Genomic DNA, 23,294 nt, shown 5'->3' on the forward strand with positions numbered 1-23,294 from the left:
CGCGTTCCTATATTCCGGGGGGTGCGGGGGGGGTCCTGCCCCGGCCCCGCCCCCGCCCGCCCCCCGCCGCCCCCGTTTTCCGCATTCCGTGCGCGCGGGCGGCCGCTCGCATTTCGGCGGGAATATTTCCCGGTCGAGTGGGAGTAGAGTGTCGCTCGGCCGGGAACAGGGGTCCCCCTCACCCTCCCCGTGCGAACCGCCGCTCCGCCGTCCGTCCGTTGAGACCGCCCGGGGACCGGGTCCGGGAAACATGTCACGCGGATGTCAGAATTCTCCAGGGGATTTGTGTAATCCGTCCGCTATGTCCGGCGTGAATTGCGGAGTTCCTTCCGATTCGGCCCGTCCTGTCCCTTGATGCGGACCCGGAATTCACCGCGGAGGGCCCTGTTGCAGAGGGCGTCGATCCGGATACATTCAGCCGCGGTCGACGCAATCACCCGCTCACGGATGTCGTTCGGGGCGGTTGATCGCGGCGTGCACGGCTGCGCCCAGGGGGGGTTCCCCGGGCCGGCCTTCACAACCAACCCGGGCCCGCGACCTGCGGGACCGTGAAGGGCCAGCACAGCACTAGGGGAGTTCGGAATGGCTCAGGGCACCGTCAAGTGGTTCAACGCGGAGAAGGGCTACGGCTTCATCGCGGTCGACGGTGGTGCGGACGTCTTCGTCCACTACAGCGCGATCCAGATGGACGGCTACCGCACCCTCGAGGAGGGCCAGCGGGTCGAGTTCGAGATCTCCCAGGGACAGAAGGGCCCGCAGGCGGACATGGTCCGCGCGGTCTGACCCCTTCCGGCTCCAGGAGCTCGGCGCGGCCCACGGCTGGTGACCACTCGCTTCTCGACGGGCCCGCGCGACACGCGTCGTGCGGGCCCGTCGGCGTTCCCGCGGCGGCTCCCGGCTTGGCGATTGGGCTTGCACTCGACCACCCGGAGTGCTAATCATTGGCGTTAGCACTCACAGCTTGAGAGTGACAGCGGACCGGGTCGGTGAGGCCCTGGGAGCGGTAGGGGAATAGACCCCCGCACACCTTGGCCGTCCGTCGCGGGCACCCCTTGGTCCGAGCAGTCGACCGTGTCCCGGAGGACCACTTCAGATGGCCAAGATCATCGCCTTTGATGAGGAAGCTCGCCGCGGCCTTGAGCGTGGCATGAACCAGCTCGCCGACGCAGTGAAGGTCACGCTCGGCCCCAAGGGTCGCAACGTCGTGCTGGAGAAGAAGTGGGGCGCCCCCACGATCACCAACGACGGTGTCTCCATCGCCAAGGAGATCGAGCTCGAGGACCCGTACGAGAAGATCGGCGCGGAGCTCGTCAAGGAGGTCGCCAAGAAGACGGACGACGTCGCGGGTGACGGCACCACCACCGCCACCGTGCTCGCCCAGGCCCTGGTTCGCGAGGGTCTGCGCAACGTCGCCGCCGGCGCCAACCCGATGGCCCTGAAGCGCGGCATCGAGAAGGCCGTCGCCGCCGTCTCGGACCAGCTCCTGGCCCAGGCCACCGACGTGGAGACCAAGGAGCAGATCGCCTCCACCGCCTCCATCTCGGCCGCCGACACCCAGATCGGCGAGCTCATCGCCGAGGCCATGGACAAGGTCGGCAAGGAAGGCGTCATCACCGTCGAGGAGAGCAACACCTTCGGTCTGGAGCTCGAGCTCACCGAGGGCATGCGCTTCGACAAGGGCTACATCTCCGCCTACTTCGCCACCGACCTGGAGCGGATGGAGGCGACGTTCGAGGACCCGTACATCCTCATCGCCAACTCCAAGATCGGCGGCATCAAGGACCTGCTCCCGCTGCTGGAGAAGGTCATGCAGAGCGGCAAGCCGCTCGTCATCATCGCCGAGGACGTCGAGGGCGAGGCCCTCTCGACCCTGATCGTCAACAAGATCAAGGGCGTCTTCAAGTCCGTCGCCGTCAAGGCCCCGGGCTTCGGCGACCGCCGCAAGGCCATGCTCCAGGACATCGCCACCCTCACCGGCGGCACCGTGATCTCCGAGGAGGTCGGCCTGAAGCTGGAGAACGCCGGTCTGGACCTCCTGGGCGGCGCCCGCAAGGTCGTCATCACCAAGGACGAGACCACGATCGTCGACGGTGCCGGCGAGAGCGAGATGGTCGCGGGCCGCGTGAACCAGATCCGCGCCGAGATCGAGAACAGCGACTCGGACTACGACCGCGAGAAGCTCCAGGAGCGCCTCGCCAAGCTGGCCGGCGGCGTGGCCGTCATCAAGGCCGGTGCGGCCACCGAGGTGGAGCTCAAGGAGCGCAAGCACCGCATCGAGGACGCCGTCCGCAACGCCAAGGCCGCCGTCGAGGAGGGCATCGTCGCCGGTGGTGGCGTCGCCCTGCTGCAGGCCGCCGTCGCGTTCGACAAGCTGGAGCTCGAGGGCGACGAGGCCACCGGTGCCAACATCGTCCGCGTGGCGCTGGAGGCCCCGATCAAGCAGATCGCGACCAACGCCGGCCTCGAGGGCGGCGTCGTGGTGGAGAAGGTGCGCAACCTCCCCGCCGGTCACGGCCTGAACGCCGCCACCAACGAGTACGTCGACCTGATCGCCGTGGGCATCATCGACCCGGCCAAGGTGACCCGCTCGGCGCTGCAGAACGCCGCCTCGATCGCGGCCCTGTTCCTGACCACCGAGGCCGTCATCGCCGACAAGCCGGAGAAGGCCGCGGCCCCGGCCGGCGGCATGCCGGGCGGTGACATGGACTTCTGATCCGGGTCGTACGACCGGATCGGTGTTCCGATCGCGTGGGCGGTTCCCTTCGGGGGGCCGCCCACGCGGCGTTGTTTGGGAGAATCGACGGATGGCTGACATCGAGACCGCCCTGCACGAGGCCCGTGCGCAGATCCTGTCCGACCTCACCGCGCGGGACGTGGCGGACGCCGCCGTCGTCTCGCTCGTGGAGCAGGCCGTCACGCACCGGCGGTGGTGGCTGGAGCAGTGGCCGGACGGCACCGAGTACGTGCTCGGGCTGGTCGCCCAGGACGTCCAGGACGCGCTGCTGGAGGCGTACGGGCGCTGGCCGCTGTGCACCGCCTGCGCGGCCGACGGGGACCCGCACGCGCTGAGCGTGGAGCCGGAGCTGGGGCCGGACCCGCACTGGGTGTGCGGCAAGCAGGGCGCCGCCGTCGCGCCGGTCGGCAAGTTGGTCTAGGACACGCCCTGGTTCTCCAGTAGTTCGAGTTCGGCCGCCAGGTTGGCCCGCGCGGGCGCGGTGAGGCGCTCGTGGGCGGCCGGGGTGCGGTAGAGCGCGGGCAGGGCGAGGAGTCGGCGCAGGACGGCCGCCCGGCCCGCCCGGAAGTCCGGCTCGGGCACGAAGCCGTACTCCTCGCGGACGGCGGCCGCGTAGGCCGCGTACGCCTCGGGGGTGCCGCCGAGCACGGCGAGGTCCGCGTCGCACAGCACCTCGCCGTCGCGGTCGCCCGGAGCGGGGTCGTGGGTGACGGTGAGTAGGACGAGGCGCTCGACCTCGGCCGTCCGCGCGGCGGGCAGACCGGCGGCGGTCAGGGCCCGGACCGCGAGCGCCGCGCTGCGCTCCTCGTTCTCGGAACGGTCGGGCCGGTAGACGGCGTCGTGGAACCAGGCGGCGAGGCGGACGGCGTCCGGGTCGGCGGCGTGCGCGGCGAGGCCGTCGACGTGCCGCAGGACCGCGCGCAGGTGGTCGGCGGTGTGGTACCTGCGCTGCGGCTCGGCCCAGCGCCGGAGCAGCTCCCGCCCGTACGGCTCGGGGTCGACGGTGGTGCCGCAGCGGTGCAGCAGGGCGGTCCAGTCGGCGAGCAGGTCCTCGGTGTTCGGCATGGGCGCCATTGTGCTGGTCGTGTAACGGACGCCTCTCCGGGGGGACCGGTGCTGGACCTATATGCCGGTTGACGATATATGTAGACGCATGACAGAACGCTCGATGCAGGAGCCGACGCTGCTGCTGCTCACCGCACTGGCCGACGCGCCCAGGCACGGTTACGCGCTCATCCAGGAGATCTCCGAGATCTCCGACGGCCGGGTCAAGATGCGCACCGGCACCCTCTACGGCGCCCTCGACCGCCTGCTCCAGCAGGGCCTGATCGAGGTCGCCGCCGAGGAGATCGTGGACGGCCGGGCCCGCCGCACCTACGCGCTGACCGGCCCCGGCCGGACGGCGCTCGCCACCGAGGCGGAGCGGCTGCGGTCGGTCGCGGCCGAGGCGGAGCGCCGGCTGGCCACCGTCCGGTCGGCGCTGAAGGGGAAGCCCGGGACCGCGCTGCGGACCTTGACGAGGGGGAGTTTCGCATGACCACACCCACGATCGGAGCGCCCTCGGGCGCGCTGCGGGCCGCTCTCCAGCTGTACCCGTCCCGGTACCGCCGCGAGCGCGGCGAGGAGATCGCCGCCGTCTTCGCCGACGCCACGGCCGAGGCCGACCGCTCGGCCGTCGCCCGGGAGGTCTTCGACCTGGCCGCGTACGGGCTGCGGGTGCGGCTCGGGCTGACCGGCTCCGGGATGCTCGGGCGGGTGCTCGGGCTCGCCGCGCCGATGGTGGCCGGCGCGCTGGCCGGTTCGGGGCTGGTCCCGTGGGTCACCGACCCGGACGGGGCCTCCTTCAAGCTCACCTGGGACCACTCGTACACCACGTGGGCCACGATCCTCGCGCCGCCGGTGACCGCGCTGCTGCTCGCGATCGCGGCGCTGCTCGGGCGGTGGACGGCCGTGCGCGTCATCGCCTCGATCCAGGCGGTGCTCGGACTGGCCGTCCTGGCGCAGGCGTTCACCGGGCCGGTGTTCTTCGACCTGTGGTGGGCCGGGTACGTCGGCATGGCGACCCTGCCGGCCGCGCTGGCCGCCGTGCTGCTGCTCGCGGCGCCGACGGACCTGCTGCCGAAGCCGGGTTGGCGCACCCGCGGGGTGGTGCTGGCCTCGGTGGTCGGTGGCGCCGGGCTGGTGTGGCTCCAGCGCTGGGACGACACCACCTTCCCGCTGGACTCGCAGTGGTTCGCGGTGCTGCTGCTCGTGCCGGTGCTGCTGACCTTCACCGCTCTGCGCGGCAAGGAGTTCCCGGCCGCCGTGGGCGTCGCGGTGCTGTCGCTGACGACGTTCGCGAGCCTGTTCAACATCTGGCGCGAGTCGGGCGGGTTCTCCCGGCTGCTGCCGGTCGCGCTGCCGGTGATCGGGCTGATGGTGATCGCCGCGGTGGCGATGCACAGGATCGGGCGGGGCGGCACGGGCGGCCCCGGCGGCGGCGACGTCGACGAGGAGCGCGCCGCGGCGTGACCTCGAGCCGGTCGTCGGGGCCGGTGACCGGAAGCGGGCGGCGGGCTCGCCGGGGGTGGGCGAATGTGGCAGGCTACGGATATGTCTAGACCAATTTTCGAAGTCATCGCGCTGACCCCCCAGGACGCCCGGGCCGCCGAGTCGGGCGGCGCCGACCGGCTCGAACTGGTCACGGACATGGCTGCCGACGGACTCTCCCCGTCCGTCGAGGACTTCGCCCGGATCCGGGCCGCCGTCGACCTGCCGCTGCGCGTCATGCTCCGCCTCCGGGACGGCTTCGCGCCGGGCGACCTGGACGAGCTGCGCGCCCGCGCCGCCGGGCTCCGCGCCGAGGGGGCCGAGGAGTTCGTCCTCGGCTTCCTCGACGCGGACGGCGCCGTCGACCTCGCCGCCACCGCGGCGGTCGCGGACGCGGTGGCCGGCTGCCGGTGGACCTTCCACCGGGCGATCGACCACAGCGCCGACCGGGCCGCCGTCCGCGCGGCCGTCGGCGCGCTGCCCGGACTGGACACCTTCCTCACCTCGGGCGCGCCGGGCGGCGTGGACGCCGGGCGCGAGGTGCTCCTCGCGGAACTGGCCAGGAAGGCCGAACCCGGGTACGGGCAGCGGATCCTGATCGGCGGCGGCCTGCGGGCCGAGCACGTGCCGGAGCTGCGGGCGGCCGGCTTCGACGCCTTCCACGTCGGCGGCGCCGTCCGCGCCGGCGGGTGGCAGGCGCCGGTCGACGCGGCGAAGGTCGCCGAGTGGCGGGCCCTGATCGACGGCTGAGCGTGGAAGCGCCGACAGCCGGTCGACCGGTGTCCGTCGCGCGCGGGAGGGGCCGGTCCGGATGCGGGCCGGCCCCTCCGCCGCTATCCGAGCTGTTCGGGCAGCGGCTCCGCGTGCAGGACGGTCAGGCCCGAGACGGCGCGGGTGAGCGCCACGTACAGGCGGCGCAGGCCGGTGCGCTCGTCCGGTTCGCCGGCGATCACGGCGGCCGGCTCGTCCAGCACCACGTAGTCGTACTCCAGACCCTTGGCCAGTGAGGCCGGGACGAGCGTCAGCCGGGCCTCGGCGCTGGTCTCGGCGCCGGGGGAGAGGTGCGGCAGGCCGGCCGCGGCCAGCGCCTCGGCGAACAGCGGGACGCGCGCGTCGGCGGCGATCAGGCCGGTCGAACCCTCGTGCTCCAGGGCCCGCCGGCAGGCCTCGACCACCGCCTCCGTCAGCTCCCCGTCCGCGACCCGGCGGATCGCCAGCGACCCCGCGGTGTCGCGCACCGAGGTCGCCGGAGCCAGGCCGGGGGCGATCGCGGGCAGCAGCCGGGAGGCGTACGCGATGACCTCCTCCGGCACCCGGAAGCCCTTGGTGAGCTCCTCGACGTGGGCGCCCGGCTTGCCTAGGTGGTGCAGGGCGTCCGGCCAGCTCGCGGTGGCCCACGGGGTGGTGCCCTGGGCGAGGTCGCCGAGGACGGTCGCCGAGCCGGTGGTGCAGCGGCGGCCGACCGCGCGGTACTGCATCGGGGAGAGGTCCTGGGCCTCGTCCAGCACCACGTGCCCGAGCGAGGGCGTGCGCTGGACCAGGTCGCCGGCCTCGTCGACCAGGACGGCGTCCGCCGCCGTCCAGCGGGCCGTCTTCACCGAGCGGCCGGGCTTGGGCCACAGCACCGCCCGCTGCTCCTCGGCGGTGAGCACGCCCTCGGCGCACGCGGCCAGGAACTCCGGGTCGGAGAGCAGCCGCAGCACCAGCTTGGCCGGGTCGACCGGCGGCCAGCACTGCTTGACGACGGCCTTGACCGCGGAGTTGCGGGCCACCGCGTCCTGCACCCGGTCGTCCGGGGCCTCGCCGGACTGCTCCATCTTCAGCAGCACGGTGTGCGCGATGCGCTGCGGCAGGGCCTCGCCGGCGGCGCCGTAGCGGGTGTCGCGGCCCTTCAACTCCTCGATGATCTCCGCCAGTTCGTGGACGGGGACGCGCCAGCGGCGAGAGCCGCGGACCACCACGCAGGGCTCGGTGGGCAGCGCGATGCCCGAGCGGACGGCCCGGCGCAGCACCTCGGCCATCCGGGCGTCGCCCTTCAGCCGGGCCGACTCGGGGGTGTCCTCGCCCCTGACCTCGACGTGCCCGACCAGCTGCTGCACGGTGGCCTGCGCGACGTCGAGCTCCCCGAGGGCGGGCAGGACCTGCTCGATGTAGGAGAGGAACGCGTTGTTCGGGCCGATCACCAGAGTGCCGGTGCGGGCGAGGCGCTCGCGGTGCGCGTACAGCAGGTACGCGACGCGGTGCAGGCCGACGGCGGTCTTGCCGGTGCCGGGGGCGCCCTGGACGCAGATGGTGCCCGTGACGTCGGAGCGGACGATCTCGTCCTGCTCGGGCTGGATGGTGGCGACGATGTCGCGCATCGGGCCGACGCGGGGCTTCTCGATCTCGGCGGCGAGGAGGGCGGAGGAGGTTTCCGTCTCCTCGGGGTCGGTGAGGTGCTCGTCCTCGTACGCGGTGAGCTCGCCGCCGGTGTAGCCGAAGCGGCGGCGGCGCTCGACGTCCATCGGCTCGGTGCGGCTGGCCCGGTAGAACGGCTGGGAGACCGGCGCGCGCCAGTCGATCACCATCGGGTCGCCGTCGGCGTCGTGCACGTGGCGGCGGCCGATGTAGAAGTTCTCTCCTCCGCCGCCCTCGGACAGCTCCTCGCTGATCGCGTGCAGGTAGTCGAGGCGGCCGAAGAACAGCGGGGTGTCGGCGAGGTCGGCCAGGGCGGCGATCCTGGCCTCGATCTGGTTCTGGAGGACGGCGGCGGACACCCAGGTGCCGGTCACGTCGCGCAGGTCCAGCGACTGGACGTCCTCGCGCATCGCTCGCAGCGCGGACCGGGACGCGGCCAGGTGGTCGCGTTCGCGCTGGAGGGGGTCAGTGGTGGGGGTGGCGGGCACAGCGAACCTTCCCGGCTGCCCCGGTGGCGGGCGCAGCGGATCGATGGAGCTCACGGTGGGTACGGCCGGCCGGTTGCCGTGCGGTCGGCGCCTCCCCCGGCTGCCTGCGGGACTTCAGCAGGTACCACGGTTCGGGAGGGGGCAGACGGACGATCTTAGACCTGTCCGTCTCGGGGTTCCAGCCCCGCAGCTCTCAGGGGTGCGCATACACCCGGAGGACGAGGTCCGGCCCGGCGGATGCGGCCTTTGGAGTGATGCCTTCGGCCGGTCGGGTGCCTACCGTTGAAGACATGAGCACACGGAACCCCAGCACAGCCCCGGCCGGTGCCACCGCCCTCCCGGGCCGCCACCGCAACCCGCTCGCCACCGCCGTCCGCAACGTCGGGATCGCCCTGGACACCGCCGCGCGCGTGATCTTCCTCGGGCGCGACGGTGTCCGGTACTGAACCCCGCTAGAGCACGTCGTCCGCGTCGATGATGCGGTAGGCGTAGCCCTGCTCGGCCAGGAAGCGCTGCCGGTGCGCGGCGAAGTCCTGGTCCACGGTGTCCCGGGCGACCACGGAGTAGAAGTGGGCCGCGTGGCCGTCCGCCTTCGGGCGCAGGACGCGGCCGAGGCGCTGAGCTTCCTCCTGGCGGGAGCCGAAGGTCCCGGAGACCTGGATGGCCACCGTGGCCTCGGGCAGGTCGATCGAGAAGTTCGCGACCTTGGAGACCACGAGGACGCCGATCTCCTTGTTCCGGAACGCGTCGAACAGTTTCTCGCGCTGCGCGTTGCTGGTCTCGCCCTTGATCACCGGCGCGTCGAGCGCCTCCCCGAGCTCGTCCAGCTGGTCGATGTACTGGCCGATGATCAGCGTCTGGTCCTTCTCGTGCTTCCTGACCAGCGCCTCCACCACCCGCCGCTTGGTCGCCGTCGTGGCGCAGAAGCGGTAGCGCTCCTCCGGTTCGGCGGTCGCGTAGGCGAGGCGCTCGGAGTCGGTCAGGGTGACCCGCACCTCGCAGCAGTCGGCGGGCGCGATGTAGCCCTGCGCCTCGATCTCCTTCCACGGCGCGTCGAAGCGCTTGGGGCCGATGAGGCTGAACACGTCGCCCTCGCGGCCGTCCTCGCGCACGAGCGTCGCGGTCAGGCCGAGGCGCCGGCGGGCCTGGAGGTCGGCGGTGAACTTGAACACCGGCGCGGGCAGCAGGTGGACCTCGTCGTAGACGACCAGGCCCCAGTTGCGGGCGTCGAACAGCTCCAGGTGCGCGTACACGCCCTTCCGCTTGGTCGTCATCACCTGGTAGGTGGCGATGGTGACCGGGCGGATCTCCTTCTTCGTGCCGCTGTACTCGCCGATCTCGTCCTCGGTGAGCGAGGTGCGCTTGACCAGCTCGTGCTTCCACTGCCGGGCCGAGACGGTGTTGGTGACCAGGATCAGCGTGGTCGACTTCGCCTCCGCCATCGCGGCGGCGCCGACCAGCGTCTTGCCGGCGCCGCAGGGCAGCACGACGACGCCGGAGCCGCCGTGCCAGAAGCCCTCGACGGCCTGCGCCTGGTACGGGCGCAGCTGCCAGCCGTCCTGCTCCAGGTCGATGGGGTGCGCCTCGCCGTCCACGTACCCGGCGAAGTCCTCGGCGGGCCAGCCGAGTTTGAGCAGCACCTGCTTGATCTGGCCGCGCTCGGAGGGGTGCACGACCACGCTGTCCGGGTCGACCCGGGCGCCGACCAGCGGGACGATCTTCTTGGAGCGCAGCACCTCCTCCAGGACCGGCCGGTCGGTGGTGGTGAGCACGAGCCCGTGGACGGGGTGCTTGTTGAGCTGGAGGCGCCCGTAACGGGCCATGGTGTCGGCCACGTCCACCAGCAGCGCGTGCGGCACCGGGTAGCGCGAGTACGTCACCAGGGCGTCGACCACCTGCTCCGCGTCGTGCCCGGCGGCCCGCGCGTTCCACAGCCCGAGCGGCGTCACCCGGTACGTGTGCACGTGCTCGGGCGCCCGCTCCAGTTCGGCGAACGGCGCGATGGCGCGGCGGCAGTCGGAGGCCTTGGGGTGGTCGATCTCCAGGAGAAGAGTTTTGTCGCTCTGGACGATGAGCGGTCCGTCGTTCACGCGGGGGAGCCCTCCACTGGCTGACAGGGTGGTTTGACGCAGACCCTCCAGTGTCGCTCATTCCGCGGTGAACGTGGGTGGGCTACTTCCACTCGTACAGGACGGCCTTGCCGTTGCCCTGGGGGTCGTTCTCGAACTCGAACAGGCCGACCAGGTCGTTGAGGCGCAGGAAGGCGTCCGCGGAGCTCTCGAAGTAGATGCTGCCGCGCCAGCGGACGGCGCCGCCCTCGGTGAAGTGGCCGATGCCGCTGCCGTGCCAGCTGTAGGCCTCGCCCTTGTCGGACATGCCGATGCCCTGGCCCTCGCCGAACAGCGAGCCGTCGGGGCGGAGCTCGGCCTCGTAGGTGACGAACTCCCGGGCGGGGTGGCCGAGGACCTGGCCGGTGCCGGTCATCGAGACTTCCAGTGCGGGGCTGCCGACCGTGGCGAGGACCCGCCGGCCGCTCTCCGTGGTGGTGAACTCCGCTATCCGATCGCCGAGCATGGTGGATGCCTCCTTGTCGGGTGCCCCTGTCTCCGGACTACGCCGGGTGCGCCCGGGCCGCAACCGCGTGGTGACCACGGCGGGTGTCGCTCGTTGGGCCGGGCATGAACAAGTCGAAGCGTGTTCTCACCGCCCTCGCGCTCATGGGGACGGCCTTCGCCGCCACCGCCTCCTCCGCCGGCTCGGCGCACGCCCTCGCGGGCATCGGGGAGGGGCCGGGCGGGCTGCTTGCCGCGCCCGGGTTCCTGCTGGCGGACACCGTCACCGGGGGCGAACTGCCGGTCGGGCAGGGGCAGATCGGCACCCTGGCGGACCAGGCGGTCAAGGAGAAGATGAAGGAGTCGCAGGGGCACTGAGCCCGTTCAGTCCTCCAGTTCGGCCACGCCCGTGATGCGGTGCAGGGCGAAGGTGCGCAGCTCGTCGGCGTGGTGGTCGAAGGCGGTGACGAAGCCGCCCTCGACCTTGACCGGGTCGATGATCCGCTGGCTGGCGATGCCCTCGGCGTTGAGGTAGCCGATCCACATCCGCTCGCCGAGCAGGACGGCGGTCTGGAGGGTGGCCAGCGTCTCGGCGGCGGCCGTGCGCGGCAGCTTGCGCGGGTCGGGGGCCGGCTCGCGGCGGGTGGCGGTCGCGGCGCGGTCGCCGGCCCGGATGGCCTTGATGGCGGCGGCGAGCAGGGTGTCGTCGGGGCTCGGGGGGCCGTCCGGGACGGGCGTCGGCGCGGTGCGCGGCGGGGTGCGGTGGCTGTCCGGGCGGGTGATCAGCACGTCGCCCTCGGCGGACTCGGCGGCCGGGGCGTAGCCCATCGTGCGCAGCGTCGCGAGCAGGACGTCCGGGGCGGCCTGGGAGGCGAGGACGGTGGGGGCGAGCAGCCGCAGCCGCAGGTCGGCGGAGCGGCGGTCGGCGAGGACCTCGCCGAGCAGCGAGGTGTCGTCGCAGCGCAGGTACGAGGACGCGGCGCCGACCCGCAGGACGCCGTGCCGGCGGGCGACGTCGTCGATCAGGTACGTCAGCGGCTGCGGGACGGGCGTGCGCGAGTGCTGCTCCAGGAAGGCCCGCAGGTCGGCGGCGGTGCGTCCGGCGTCGAGGGCGCGGCGCACGGACGCCGGGGTGAACCGGTAGACGGTGGCGCCGCCCTTGGACTCGATGTCGGCGCAGAGCGCGAGCGCCTGGGCGAGCGGGGTGAGCAGCGGACCCGGGGCGATCGCGGTGAGGTCGGGCTGCAGGATGACGTGGTCGAGCGGCCGGGGCAGCAGCGGGGCCAGCACCTCGGCCGGGTCGGCCTCGGCGGTGAGCAGCGCGCGGGCGGGGGCGGCGAGGGCGCCGCGGCCGGTGATCCCCAGGAGTTCGGCCTCGGCGAGGGCCCAGCCGGCGAGGTCGTCGCGCAGTTCGTGGCCGCCCGGGCCGGTCGGGCCGCCGCGCAGCGGGCGCTGCCAGCGCAGGGTGGGCAGCAGTTCGGCGGCGGTGGCGGGGGTGCCGGGCGGGAGTTCGGCGAGCAGCGCGAGGGCGGCGCGGCGGACGGACGGGGCGAGCGTGCGGTCGAGTTCGGGGCCGAGGGCGGCGCGCGGCTTGCCCTTGCCGTCCGGGGTGCCGGTGAGGCCGGGCACGCGGGTGGCCGCGAGCCAGGCGGTGGCGAGGACGGACCAGCGCTCGGCGGTGTCCTGCTGGAGCCAGGTGTCGTACGCCGGGGTCGGGGCCCAGCACTCGTCGGCCTCGCCGTCCGGGGCCAGCAGGCCAGCGGTGTAGGCGAGTTCGAGCCAGAAGGGGGTCTGCTGCTCGGTGGTCTCCAGGGCCTGGGCGGTGCGCTTGAGGTCGCGCACGCCGAGGCCGCCCGCGCGCAGGGTGGGCGGCGGGGTGAGGCCCCACAGGTCGAGCAGCTCCTCGACGGTCTTGACGGCGGTGTGGGCCTGGCCGGCGGCGGCGCTGTCCACAGCCTGTGGATCGCGCGGTGGAGCGGCGGGCCGGGGCTCGGGCTGGGCGGGCTCGACGGTGCGGTGGGTGCGCCCGCCGCGCAGGTGCAGGGCGAGTTCGCGCGGCAGGACGACGCTGCCGGGGCCGCTCGGCAGCAGCAGGCCGCGGGCGAGCAGCCACTCGACGGGGCTCTGCGCGTCCTCGGCGGTGACCGGGCGGGCCGCGTCCGGGACGGTGCCGGTGGGCGGGCCCCAGACGAGGCGCTCCAGCAGCCGCAGCGCCGGCTCGGGGGCGGTGGCGAGCAGGGCGTCGCAGCGGGCGCGGTCGGCGAGCAGCGCGGTGAGCGCGGCGACGGCGGTGACCGGGTCCGGCGTCGCGGGCCGGCCGGCGGAGGCGAGCAGCTGCTGCAGCCGGGCCGGGGACATGCCCATGGTGGCGTCGGCGAGCGTCGGGCCGAGGCCGGTGCGTCCGGGATTGGCGGCGGTCGGCGCGAGCGCCTCGCGGACGGCGAGGACCAGGCGCAGCCCGTTGTCCGGACCCCACAGCAGGGCGCGGTCGCGCAGGGTGGCGATCGCCCGGGGCAGCGCGGCGGCCACGGCGGACCGGTCGGCCGGGGTGAGCGGGGTGGCGCCCGGGTGCGGCTTGACCTTCGCGGGGCCGGTCAGCAGCGTGCGGACGGTGGTGAGCGTGGTGCCGTCCGGTGCGGTGGCCAGCGCCTCGGCGACCTGCAGGGTGAACCGGTCGAGCCGCTCCAGGGCGCGCAGCGCGGAGGCGCGCGACGACAGCCGGGCGGACAGCTGGGTGAGGTCGCCGGGCACCGGGTTGAGCAGGTCCGGGCGGGCGCGGAGCAGGGCGGCCAGACCGTCGTCCGGGCGGGCGCGCAGCTCCTCGGCGAGCGTGCGTGGGCCGGCGGCGGACCTGCCGGAGCGTTGGGGGCCCTGCTGTGTGGTCATTCGACCTAGGTTAGTCGGGTGCGGCGCCGGTGGACCCGGGGTCGGGACTCGCGTGGGTGGGGGACTGGTGGGTAGCGTCACGCCGAGGGCGGTTCGGTGGGTCGGGCAGGGTACGGGCGAGGCGGGGTGTCGGGGATGACGGACGGCGAGTGGTGGCGCAAGAGCGGGCCGTGGAGCGCGCGGTCGGGCGGTGAGTCCGCCGGGACCCGCGACGGTGCCCGGGACGGCTCCCACGACGGCTCCGACGACAGCGTGTACGACGCCGCCACTGCGCCCGGCGTGCCGGGCATGTCAGCCGTGCCGCTCGACCCGCCGCGCGAGCCCGCGGAGGAGGCCGACCCGGACGCCGTACCGCCGCCGCAGGTGATCCACTCCGGCGGGGGCGGCTGGGACCTCGTGATGCTCAACTTCTCGGACGCGCCGGCGGCCCCGCCGAAGCAGATCCCCGAGCAGCGGGCGGCGGAGGGCGACGAGCCGCCCGCGCAGCCGACTGGGCCGCAGTCGGCGGCCGGGGCGAAGCCGAAGAAGGCACGGAAGGAGAAGAAGGCCGCCAGAGCCGCCGGTTCCGCGAAGCCAGGGCAGTCCCCGAAGTCCTCGAAGCCTCCGAAGAAGAGCGCACTCGCCGGCCGCCGCCCGTCCCCGCTGCTCCTGCTCGCCTCCGCCCTCCTCGCGGGCGGCGCCTGGACCGGTTTCTTCCCGGCCATGCTGGCGGGCTGGGGCCTCGGCTACCTCTCCAGCCAACTCAAGGACCTCACCCGCAAGTTCGCGATCTTCGGCATCCCGCTGATCACGATGAGCGCGTCCACCCTCTACCAGATGCGCCAGACCCAGCACGGCCAGGCGGGAGCCGGACCAGGCTCGCAGCTCGGGCAGATGACCTGGGCGTCCGCCCCGGGCGTACTGCGCCTCTCGGCGGCCCTGACGGCGGCGTTCCTGCTGCTCATGGCTCTGCGCCGCAAGCCGCAGCAGGAAGGGTGACACCTCGCAGCAACACGGCGGCCCTGCACCCTTGGGTGGGGTGCAGGGCCGCTTCTGTGTTCTGGTTAGTAGACCTGGCCGGCGTAGCCGTAGATGCCGGTGTATGCGCCGCTGAGGGCGTAGGAGGGGTCGGTGGGGCGGAAGATGCCGTAGGTCATGCGGCCCTTGGCGTACCAGTCGCCGACGATGGGCTGGTCTCCGGGGTTGCCCCAGGTGGCGGTGGAGACGGTGGCGTCGTCGTGGCGCAGGGCGAAGGTGCCTGCCCGGTAGATGCCGAGCTGGAAGTGGCCGGTGGCGTCCCAGTCGCCGGCGACGGGGGTGTCTCCGGGCTGGCCGAAGGCGGCGGTGGTGAGGGTGCCGTCGTCGTGGCGGACGATGAAGGTGGCGGTGCCGGGGCGGTAGAGGGCGAGTTGGGCGTGGCCGTTGCCGTCCCAGTAGCCGGGGACGGGGAGGTCGCCGGTGTCGCCGAAGGGGATGGCGGTGACGGTGCCGTTGTCGTGGCGCAGGGCGAAGGTGCCGTTGCGGTAGATGCCGAGCTGGTCGTGGCCGAGGCCGTCCCAGTCGGCGGTGGCGGGGAGGTCGCCGGCCTGGCCGAAGGCGACCTGGGTGATGTCGGCCTTGCAGCAGTCGCCGGTGGAGCGAAGTGCCCAGGTGCCGTTGTTGAACAGGCCGTTGGCGGCGGGCTTGCCGGTGGTCCAACGGCCGGCGATCGCCCGGTCACCCGGATCGGGGACGTTGATGTGGGCGAAGCCGTCGGCCGTGGCGGAGCGGCCGTGATCGTCCGTCACGGTCAGCCGTACGGTGTAGCGGCCGGGCTTGGCGTAGTCGTGCGGGACCGGGTCGGCGGGCAGCGACCGGAACCATTGCTCCTGGCCGTCGCCGAAGTCGACGGCGTACTGCCAGACCGGCCAGGGGCTGTTGGAGCTTCCGGTGACCGAGATGCTCTTGGGGGTCAGCGCCGAGCCGTGGACCTGGACGGCGGCGGTGATCGGCCCGCTCGCCACATCGGCTTGCACGGTGGTCTTCTTGACGGTGCCGTTGCTGTCGGTCGCGGTCAGCGTGGCGGTGTACCGCCCCGCTGCGGCGTAGGTGTGCGTCAGCGGGAAGGTCGGCGCGGTCACGACCGGGCTGCCGTCCCCGAAGTCCAGGGTCGTGGTGGCCGGGTACCAGGGCGAGGTCGTCCCGCCGAGGAACTTGACGGCCATCGGCTGGTCGGGCATGTACGCGCCGGTGGTCAGCGAGACCTTGAACGGGTTCTGGTACTCGGCCGCCCCGCGGTCGTGGTAGCCCACGCCAGTACCGGTGTTGGGCACGAGCGGGTCGTCGACGCGCGGGTTGCCGTAGACGTCGGTGTCCAGCTGGCCGGGCGCGGTGGCGTCGGCGGAGTCCAACGCCGCGGTCTCGGTGGTGGGGGTGACGTCCTCGCCGAGCCCGCTGCCGTCGGAGAGCTTCGGGTCCACCGTCAGGTCGTGCTGCCCCTGGCCGGTGGCGGTGGTGAGGTCGGCGGGAGTCTTGTAGAGAGTCCCGTCCCAGTAGTAGGCGTGGGTGTCCGGGCTGTCGGTGTACAGCACGTTGTAGTCGGACCTGGTGCCGGGGACGGAACCGGATGCCACCATCACGCCGACGCCGACGCTCGCTTCGCAGTTCCGGTGGACCTGGACGATGTTGTTCACCACGGTCGAACCGGTGGAACTGCCGTTGAGGATGATGCCGGTGCCGCAGGTAGCGCTGATGGTGTTGCTGTTCACCACCGTGCCGGGCGCGCTGTCGGCGACGATGATGTTCGAGGCGCGGAAGCCGTAGACCCTGGAGAAGGCGTTGGTGGTGACGATGGTCCCGGTCACCCCGGGCTCGATGGCGACGCCCGCCCGGCCGCTGTCGACGATCTGGTTGCGGCTGATCGTGACGTCGCTGGTCTTCCCGGTGAGGCGGATGGCCGACGTGTCGTTGTCCAGGTTGTGGGGCGGCGGCTCCGTGGCCTGATGGCCCGCGTCCTCCACCTGGTTGCCGTCGAGCGTGATGCGCTGGGAGTCGGTGATGAGCACCGCTTCCTGCGGGGATTGGGTGATCCAGAAGTTCTTGATCGTGATGTCGTGCACCCCGGACGCGACGAAGGCGTGCTGCGACTTCGTGGTCGACGGCCACCCGCCGGGGTGGAACTCGGTGCCCGTCCGGTGGCCTGCAGGCATGCCTTCGCCCCGGATGGTGATCGGGTGCCCCGGCGTGCCGGACCGCTTCAGCGTGACCTGTTCCGTGTATTCGGTGTAGGTGCCGCCGACCCGGATGGTCTGGCCCGGCTGCGCCGCGTCGGCGGCGGCCTGAATGCTGCAGAACGGCCGGTGCATGTCGGTGCCCGGGCCGCTGTCCGAACACGTAGTGGAGCGGCTGGACACGAACAGGAATTCGGAGTCGGCATGCGCGGCCATGGCCGGCAGCGCGCTCACGATGACGGTCGAGCTCACGAGTGCGGCGGCGAGGCCGACGCGACGTCTGCTGGGCACTGCTTGATCCCCCTGGGGTGTGCGGAGCGCGCCGGGCCGCCGCCTGTGTTCGGGCGTGGAACGTTCGACCGGCGCGAGCGCGAACGATATCCAAGGCGGCGGACACCACCCTGCGGTGGGGGCCGGTTCGAACAGCCCGGCAGCCCCGCCCCTCCGGTGTGAGGCTGCGAGCCAGAGCGGCCCTGCACCCTTGGGTGGGGTGCAGGGCCGCCGTGTTTGTGTGGGTTAGTAGACCTGGCCGGCGTAGCCGTAGATGCCGGTGTATGCGCCGCTGAGGGCGTAGGAGGGGTCGGTGGGGCGGAAGATGCCGTAGGTCATGCGGCCCTTGGCGTACCAGTCGCCGACGATGGGCTGGTCGCCGGGGTTGCCCCAGGTGGCGGTGGAGACGGTGGCGTCGTCGTGGCGCAGGGCGAAGGTGCCTGCCCGGTAGATGCCGAGCTGGAAGTGGCCGGTGGCGTCCCAGTCGCCGGCGACGGGGGTGTCTCCGGGCTGGCCGAAGGCGGCGGTGGTGAGGGTGCCGTCGTCGTGGCGGACGATGAAGGTGGCGATGCCGGGCCGGTAGAGGGCGAGTTGGGCGTGGCCGTTGCCGTCCCAGTAGCCGGGGACGGGGAGGTCGCCGGTGTCGCCGAAGGGGATGGCGGTGACGGTGCCGTTGTCGTGGCGCAGGGCGAAGGTGCCGTTGCGGTAGATGCCGAGCTGGTCGTGGCCGAGGCCGTCCCAGTCGGCGGTGGCGGGGAGGTCGCCGGCCTGGCCGAAGGAGACCTGGGTGATGTCGGCCTTGCAGCAGTCGCCGGTGGAGCGAAGTGCCCAGGTGCCGTTGTTGAACAGGCCGTTGGCGGCGGGCTTGCCGGTGGTCCAGCGGCCGGCGATCGCCCGGTCACCCGGATCGGGGACGTTGACGCTGATGAGGCCGTCGGCCTTCGCGGTGCGGCCGTGGTCGTCGTTGATGGTGAACCGCACGAGGTAACGGCCGGGCTTGGTGTAGTTGTGCCGGACCATGCCACCGGGGTAAGGCGCCCCCGGGGTGGTCTCGATGGTGCCGTCGCCCCAGTCGACGCTGTAACCGGTCACCGTCCACTGGCTGTTGAAGGAGAGGTACGCCCAGGCGTTCCTGGGGTCCGTCGCCGAGTGGGAGGCCCCGATTCCGGCGGTGAGCGGGCCGATCGTCGTGTCGACGTCCCTGGTGGTCGTCTTGACGGTGCCGTTGCCGTCGGTCGCGGTGAGGGTGGCGGTGTGGTGGCCCTCGGCGTAGGTGTGCGTCAGCGGGAAGGCCGGCGCGGTCACGACCGGGCTGCCGTCCCCGAAGTCCAGCGTGGTGGTGGCGGGGGACCAGGGCGAGGTCGTGCCGCCGCCGAACTCGGCGTCCAGGGGGTGTCCGTACTGGCCGGTCGTGAGGGTCAGCGAGACGGCGAACGGGTTCTGGTACTCGACCGCTCCACGGTCGTGGTAGCCCACGCCGGTGCCGGTGTTGGGCACGAGCGGGTCGTCGACGCGCGGGTTGCCGTAGATGTCCGTGTCCAGCTGGCCGGGCGCGGTGGCGTCGGCCGAGTCCATCGCCGCGGTGTCGGCGGTGGGGGTCAGGTCCTCCAGGGAGGCGGGGGCGGTGAAGATCTTGGGGTCGACCGCCAGGTCGTGCTTGGCCTGGCCGGTGCCCGCGGCGAAGTCGGCGGGCGTCTTGTAGAAGATGCCGTTCCAGTCGTAGACGTAGTCGGCCGGGCCGTCCGCGTACACCACGTTGTAGTCGGCCCTGGTGCCGGCGACGGACTCCGGGGACACGGCGAGTCCGATCCCGACGTTGGGGTCGCACTTCCGGAAGATCTTGACGATGTTGTTCACCACCGTCGAGCCGGTGGAGCCGCCGCTGAGCGTGATGCCGGTGCCGCAGGTGCCGCCGATCGTGTTGCTGTTGACGACCGTGCCGGGTGCGCCGTCGGCGACGATCACGTTCGAGCCCGCCGCGGGGCCGATTCCGGTGAACGCGTTGGTGGTGATGATACTCCCGGTCACCCCGGGGTCGACGGCCACGCCCGCCCGGCCGCTGCCGGCGATCTGGTTGCGGCTGATCGTGACGTCGCGGGTCTTCCCGGTGAGGCGGATGCCCGGCGTGTAGCCGGCCGGGGCGCCCGGCGCCCCGCCCGTGATCTGCATCCCCGCCCACAGCACGCTGTTGCCGTCGACCGTGATCCGCTCGGAGTCCTGGACGAGCACCGCCTCGTCCGCGGGCTGGTCGATGGAGAAGTTCCTGATCGCGATGTCGTGCACCCCGGACGCCAGGAAGGCGTGGGGGGCCTTCGCCGTCGAGGGGTACCCGCCCGGGCGGATCCGGGTGCGCGGCTCCTTGGGGTTGGCGCGCTTCTCGCCCTGGAAGACGATCGGGTGGTCCGCGGTGCCCGATCGCTTCAGCGTGACCTGTTCCGTGTAGTCGGTGCCGGAGACGAGCACGGTCTGACCAGGCTGCACCACGTCGGCGGCGGCCTGGATGCTGCAGAACGGTTGGTTCTGCGTCCCCGGTCCGCTGTCCGAGCAGGCCTTGTGAGTCTTGATCACGTACAGGAACTCGGTGTCGGCGTGCGCGGCCACGGCCGGCAGCCCGGCCACGACGGCGGTCGAGCTCACGAGTGCGGCGGCGAGGCCGACCCGACGCTTTCTGGGCACTGCTTGGTCCCCCATCAGTTGTGCGGAGCACGCCGGTCCGCTTGGTGTCCGAGTGTGGAACATACGGCCGACGCGTGCGCGAACTGTATCCAAGGGGGACGACGCCCCTCTGGGCGGGCCTCGGCTTCGATCCGCCTGCGCGCCAACCGGCCGCTGCCACGCGAGGAGTACGGCCGTCCTGGCGATCGAGTGGTGCTGCGGCGACACCTTCGAGGCTCTCTTCGCCACCAGACGGAGGAGGGGTGAGGCTGTCCCGGGTGAGGGCAGGGGGGTTAACACCCGTACAGGACGGGTGATTTCCCCGTTCTCCGGGGCGCTCCTGAGAACCAGACTCGGGGCATGCCCACACAGCCCGCGACGATGACGGTCGCGCCCGAGGCCCTCGCCCCGCAGCCGGAGACCGGCGGCAGCGACTTCGCCCAGTTGAGCCGCCGGATCGCCGCCGAGGGCCTGCTCGCCCGGCGGCACGGTTACTACGCCGCCCGCGCCGCACTGGTGCTCGCCGCGTTCGTCGGCGGCTGGTGCGCCCTGTTCGCGCTGGGCGACACCTGGTGGCAGCTCGGTCTGGCGGCGGCGATGTCCGTCGTGTTCGCCCAGATCGGCCTGCTGTCCCACGACCTGGCGCACCGGCAGGTGTTCTCCCGGCGCGTGCCGAGCGAGATCGGCGGCCGGATCGCCGCGAACCTGCTGATGGGGATGAGCTACGGCTGGTGGATGAACAAGCACACCCGCCACCACGCCAACCCCAACCACGAGGAGCGCGACCCGGACGTCGCCCCCGACCTCGTCGTCTGGTCCCAGCGGCAGGCCCGGCAGGCGAGCGGGCTCGCCCGGTTCATCGGGCGCCGGCAGGCGTTCCTGTTCTTCCCGCTGCTCCTGCTGGAGGGCCTCAACCTCAGCTTCAACAGCTTCCGTGCGCTGCGCGGTCCCGCGGTCAAGCGGCCGTGGCTGGAGGGTGCGCTGCTGGTGGCCCACTTCGCCGGCTACTTCGGGCTCGTCCTCGCCGCGCTCCCGGTGGGCAAGGCGGTGGCGTTCCTCGCCGTCCACCAGGCGCTGCTCGGCGTCTACCTGGGCGGCGTGTTCGCCCCGAACCACAAGGGCATGCTGATGGTCACACCGGAGATGCGGCTCGACTTCCTGCGCCGCCAGGTGCTCACCTCGCGCAACGTCCGTGGCGGCCTCGCCGTCGACGCCGTGATGGGCGGCCTCAACTACCAGGTGGAGCACCACCTCTTCCCCAGCATGCCGACGCCCGCGCTCGGACGGGCGGCGCGGATCACCCGCGCGTTCTGCGCGGAGAAGGGCATCCCGTACTACGAGGTGGGCCTGTTCCGCTCGTACCGCGAGATCCTCGCCCACCTGCACCGCACGGGGGAGCCGATCCGCTCGGGCGATTGAGGTGGGGAAGGCAGGCTGGTGACGCTTCCTCAGGTCGGCCGGGCCTGCCAAGATCCGCTGGTGAAACACGTGACGTACCGTCTTCCCCCGGCGCAGCTGCGCCGTCAGTGGATCTTCTCGACGCTCTTCCTGGCCGGCGGTGCCTACCTGGTGTACCGCGGTTCGCTCTTCCCGTTGTCCGCCCGGACCGCCGTCGGCATGGCCTTCGGCGTTCTCCTGATCACCGGTGGACTCCTCCAGGTGAACGGCGTCTTCACCAGCGTGAGCTTCGACGAGCGTGAGATCCGGTGGACCGGTGTACTGGGCTCCCGCAAGAGGTTCGCCTGGGCGGACGTCACCAGCGTCGAGGTCGTGAAGAACCGCAACCGCCCCGATTCCGGGGACGTCGTGCGGGTCACCCACCGGGACCGCGGCGACTTCAAGCTGCCGGCCGTGATCGGCATGCCGGGCGCCTGGCGCGACCCGGCCTTCGAGGCCAAGGCGGCCCACCTCATCGCCACCTGGCGCGAAGCCGCCGTGGCGGCGGCGTAGCCGACCCGGCCCCTCGCTCACGCACCGGAGCGGGGGGTCGCACCGTTCTTGTGCGCCGGGGCGTCGAGGATCCGGGCCGTGATCAGCTCCGGCTGGTCGGTGGTCAGGGCGTGTCCGGCGTCGGGGACGAGTTCGATGCGGGCCGTGGGCAGCAACTCGCGGAGGCGGGCCGATACGGCCCGGGAGTCGTGCAGGGCGCTGCGCTCACCGAGGAGGACGTGGGTCGGGGTGTGCAGGCGTCCCAGTTCTTCGTCGGTGAAGGTGTGGGCGAGGGGGAGCCGGCGGCGGAAGCCCATGGTGGCCTTCATCAGGGCCATCAGTTCCGTTTCGAGGATGGTGCTGTTCCCGACCACTCGTGCCAGGCGGGGGCGAAGTGCCCTCGGGGCGAGGCCGGCGAGGCCGCCGGCGATCACCCAGGCGTAGAAGCGCCACCCGAGGTCGGCCATGCCCGCCGGGTCGAGGAGCGTGAGGCCGGCGCGGCGCGGAAGCGGGACTCGGCCCGGGCGTTCCTGAACTCGCTGATTCGCATGGTACATGTGTATCACAGGCATGATACGGGTGTACCAGGATCGGTGGAGAGGAAGTTCGCGGGATGGCGGAGAAGGCCGACCACGAGGAACGGCGCCGGCAGATCGCCGAGGCCCTGCTGCGCATCGCCGACACCCAGGGCCTGCAGGCGGCGAGCATGCGGGCGGTCGCGGCGGAGGCCGGGGTGTCGCTGCGGCTGGTGCAGTACTACTTCACGACGAAGGACGGGCTGCTGCTGGATGCCCTGGCGAGGCTCGGGGTCCAGCTCCAGGCCCGGATGGAGCGGTGGATCAAGGAGGCCGGGTCGCCGCCCACGCCGCGGAGCATCGTGACGGCGATCCTGGCGTGCATCCTGCCGACGGACGCCGAGAGCCGGCGCATCACGCGGACGTATGCGGCGTACTACACGCTCGTGCTGAGCGATCCGGGGGCCATGGAGAAGAAAGGCCCGCTCCAGCCGGATCTGCTGGAGGGCTTCCTGGCGAAGCAGATCCGCGCGGCGCAGGAGGCGGGGGAGATCGGGGTGGGGAAAGATGCGGCGGTGACGGCCGCCGGGCTGCTGGCCATGGTCAACGGGCTGGGGTCGAGCGTGCTGGGCGGCCAGCGCGGCGGGGAGGAGGCGGTGGCGATCCTGGAGTACCACCTGGAGGAGTTGTTCGGCGCGGGAAGTCGGTGAGGCCGACTTCCCGCAGCCGCCTACTTCGCGAAGCCCGCCAGCAGTTCGCGCGGGTCGAAGGTCACGCGGATCCGCGTGATCCTGCCGTTCTCGATGTGCATCCAGTTCACCGTGGGCGTCGCCGGGGCAATGCTCGTGTGCAGGTCGTACCAGGTGATCACGTCGTCGCCGTCGGCCACCCGGACCTGGACGTCGATCTTCTCCAGCACCTGCCCGAGACCCTTCAGTCCGCCCAGGGCCTCCTCGACCCCTGAGGCGGTGCCGAGCGCGCCCACGAAGTCCACGTCCTCCGCCAGCAGTTCCCGCACCGCCTCGAAGTCGCCGGCCTCCCAGGAGGCGAAGTAGGTCTCGGCGATCTCGCGTGCACTCTTCGTCGTCGTCATGCCTCCATGGTCCGCCGGTATCCACCCATCCGTCCAACAGATAGATCGAATGCCAGCT

Annotated in this window: 21 protein-coding genes; 12 read left to right on the forward strand and 9 right to left on the reverse strand. The window is 72.4% G+C overall.

Annotated features, from left to right (window positions below):
• The first annotated feature begins 582 nt into the window (after window positions 1-582).
• The 3 genes from ACFVSN_RS43540 (at window position 583) to ACFVSN_RS43550 (ending at window position 3,155) form a co-directional block, all read left to right on the forward strand.
• Window positions 583-783: a cold-shock protein gene (locus ACFVSN_RS43540; RefSeq protein WP_153461112.1), complete on the forward strand. Its 201-nt coding sequence runs from the start codon at window positions 583-585 to the stop codon at window positions 781-783.
• 310 nt (window positions 784-1,093) lie between these two features.
• A complete protein-coding gene (groL, locus tag ACFVSN_RS43545) occupies window positions 1,094-2,713 on the forward strand; it encodes a chaperonin GroEL (protein WP_380435466.1) in 1,620 nt (539 codons plus the stop codon).
• A 91-nt stretch (window positions 2,714-2,804) separates the two neighbouring features.
• Complete coding sequence (locus ACFVSN_RS43550) at window positions 2,805-3,155, forward strand: hypothetical protein (RefSeq protein ID WP_380509630.1); 351 nt, start codon at window positions 2,805-2,807, stop codon at window positions 3,153-3,155.
• On the opposite strand, the gene ACFVSN_RS43555 is transcribed toward ACFVSN_RS43550, so the two are convergent.
• A complete protein-coding gene (locus ACFVSN_RS43555) occupies window positions 3,152-3,799 on the reverse strand; it encodes a hypothetical protein (RefSeq protein WP_387959059.1) in 648 nt (215 codons plus the stop codon). The two genes, ACFVSN_RS43550 and ACFVSN_RS43555, sit on opposite strands and share 4 nt — an antisense overlap.
• Before the next feature lie 88 nt (window positions 3,800-3,887).
• On the opposite strand from ACFVSN_RS43555, the gene ACFVSN_RS43560 reads away from it, so the two are divergent.
• From ACFVSN_RS43560 to ACFVSN_RS43570, 3 genes are all read left to right on the forward strand, one after another.
• Window positions 3,888-4,271, forward strand: coding sequence for a PadR family transcriptional regulator (locus tag ACFVSN_RS43560; RefSeq protein WP_380435472.1), 384 nt, complete (start codon window positions 3,888-3,890; stop codon window positions 4,269-4,271).
• Entirely contained in the window at window positions 4,268-5,245 is a 978-nt protein-coding gene (locus tag ACFVSN_RS43565; protein WP_380509635.1) for a hypothetical protein, read from the forward strand. Before ACFVSN_RS43560 ends, ACFVSN_RS43565 begins: the two co-directional genes overlap by 4 nt.
• A gap of 81 nt (window positions 5,246-5,326) precedes the next feature.
• The gene (locus tag ACFVSN_RS43570) at window positions 5,327-6,013 is read left to right on the forward strand and encodes a copper homeostasis protein CutC (protein ID WP_380435476.1); all 687 of its coding nucleotides are present in this window, start codon (window positions 5,327-5,329) and stop codon (window positions 6,011-6,013) included.
• Window positions 6,014-6,096: 83 nt separating this feature from the next.
• On the opposite strand, the gene ACFVSN_RS43575 is transcribed toward ACFVSN_RS43570, so the two are convergent.
• Window positions 6,097-8,148 carry a HelD family protein gene (locus tag ACFVSN_RS43575; RefSeq protein WP_380509638.1) on the reverse strand — a complete coding sequence of 684 codons (2,052 nt, stop codon included), beginning with the start codon at window positions 8,146-8,148 and terminating at the stop codon, window positions 6,097-6,099.
• 290 nt (window positions 8,149-8,438) lie between these two features.
• On the opposite strand from ACFVSN_RS43575, the gene ACFVSN_RS43580 reads away from it, so the two are divergent.
• A complete protein-coding gene (locus tag ACFVSN_RS43580) occupies window positions 8,439-8,594 on the forward strand; it encodes a hypothetical protein (RefSeq protein WP_380435480.1) in 156 nt (51 codons plus the stop codon).
• Between the two features lie 6 nt (window positions 8,595-8,600).
• On the opposite strand, the gene ACFVSN_RS43585 is transcribed toward ACFVSN_RS43580, so the two are convergent.
• Together ACFVSN_RS43585 and ACFVSN_RS43590 are read right to left on the reverse strand one after the other, a co-directional pair.
• A complete protein-coding gene (locus ACFVSN_RS43585) occupies window positions 8,601-10,238 on the reverse strand; it encodes a DNA repair helicase XPB (protein ID WP_380435482.1) in 1,638 nt (545 codons plus the stop codon).
• 82 nt (window positions 10,239-10,320) lie between these two features.
• Window positions 10,321-10,722, reverse strand: a complete 402-nt coding sequence (locus ACFVSN_RS43590) for a hypothetical protein (RefSeq protein WP_380435484.1) — start codon at window positions 10,720-10,722, stop codon at window positions 10,321-10,323.
• Between the two features lie 104 nt (window positions 10,723-10,826).
• On the opposite strand from ACFVSN_RS43590, the gene ACFVSN_RS43595 reads away from it, so the two are divergent.
• Window positions 10,827-11,078: a hypothetical protein gene (locus ACFVSN_RS43595; protein ID WP_380435486.1), complete on the forward strand. Its 252-nt coding sequence runs from the start codon at window positions 10,827-10,829 to the stop codon at window positions 11,076-11,078.
• Between the two features lie 6 nt (window positions 11,079-11,084).
• Here ACFVSN_RS43595 and ACFVSN_RS43600 read toward each other — a convergent pair whose 3' ends face one another.
• Window positions 11,085-13,586, reverse strand: a complete 2,502-nt coding sequence (locus ACFVSN_RS43600; RefSeq protein WP_387959062.1) for a helicase-associated domain-containing protein — start codon at window positions 13,584-13,586, stop codon at window positions 11,085-11,087.
• A 135-nt stretch (window positions 13,587-13,721) separates the two neighbouring features.
• Here ACFVSN_RS43600 and ACFVSN_RS43605 point away from each other — a divergent pair, with 135 nt between their 5' ends.
• Complete coding sequence (locus ACFVSN_RS43605) at window positions 13,722-14,564, forward strand: hypothetical protein (protein ID WP_387959065.1); 843 nt, start codon at window positions 13,722-13,724, stop codon at window positions 14,562-14,564.
• Window positions 14,565-14,629: 65 nt separating this feature from the next.
• Here ACFVSN_RS43605 and ACFVSN_RS43610 read toward each other — a convergent pair whose 3' ends face one another.
• Both ACFVSN_RS43610 and ACFVSN_RS43615 read right to left on the reverse strand, forming a co-directional pair.
• Window positions 14,630-17,065 (reverse strand): PKD domain-containing protein, encoded by a 2,436-nt coding sequence (locus ACFVSN_RS43610; protein ID WP_387959066.1) that lies wholly within the window; start codon window positions 17,063-17,065, stop codon window positions 14,630-14,632.
• Window positions 17,066-17,290: 225 nt separating this feature from the next.
• A complete protein-coding gene (locus tag ACFVSN_RS43615) occupies window positions 17,291-19,720 on the reverse strand; it encodes a PKD domain-containing protein (RefSeq protein WP_387959069.1) in 2,430 nt (809 codons plus the stop codon).
• Window positions 19,721-20,080: 360 nt separating this feature from the next.
• Here ACFVSN_RS43615 and ACFVSN_RS43620 point away from each other — a divergent pair, with 360 nt between their 5' ends.
• On the forward strand, window positions 20,081-21,118 hold the full coding sequence (locus tag ACFVSN_RS43620) for a fatty acid desaturase family protein (RefSeq protein ID WP_387959103.1): 1,038 nt from the start codon (window positions 20,081-20,083) through the stop codon (window positions 21,116-21,118).
• Window positions 21,119-21,178: 60 nt separating this feature from the next.
• A complete protein-coding gene (locus ACFVSN_RS43625) occupies window positions 21,179-21,649 on the forward strand; it encodes a hypothetical protein (protein ID WP_387959071.1) in 471 nt (156 codons plus the stop codon).
• 17 nt (window positions 21,650-21,666) lie between these two features.
• On the opposite strand, the gene ACFVSN_RS43630 is transcribed toward ACFVSN_RS43625, so the two are convergent.
• Window positions 21,667-22,095 carry an alpha/beta fold hydrolase gene (locus ACFVSN_RS43630; RefSeq protein WP_387959073.1) on the reverse strand — a complete coding sequence of 143 codons (429 nt, stop codon included), beginning with the start codon at window positions 22,093-22,095 and terminating at the stop codon, window positions 21,667-21,669.
• A gap of 146 nt (window positions 22,096-22,241) precedes the next feature.
• Here ACFVSN_RS43630 and ACFVSN_RS43635 point away from each other — a divergent pair, with 146 nt between their 5' ends.
• The gene (locus tag ACFVSN_RS43635; protein ID WP_387959075.1) at window positions 22,242-22,853 is read left to right on the forward strand and encodes a TetR/AcrR family transcriptional regulator; all 612 of its coding nucleotides are present in this window, start codon (window positions 22,242-22,244) and stop codon (window positions 22,851-22,853) included.
• Between the two features lie 20 nt (window positions 22,854-22,873).
• Here the strand turns inward: ACFVSN_RS43635 and ACFVSN_RS43640 are convergent, their stop codons facing one another.
• The gene (locus ACFVSN_RS43640) at window positions 22,874-23,236 is read right to left on the reverse strand and encodes a nuclear transport factor 2 family protein (RefSeq protein ID WP_380435500.1); all 363 of its coding nucleotides are present in this window, start codon (window positions 23,234-23,236) and stop codon (window positions 22,874-22,876) included.
• Between the last annotated feature and the right edge of the window lie 58 nt (window positions 23,237-23,294).

Source organism: Kitasatospora sp. NPDC057904 (assembly GCF_042887925.1).
Lineage (GTDB): Bacteria > Actinomycetota > Actinomycetes > Streptomycetales > Streptomycetaceae > Kitasatospora.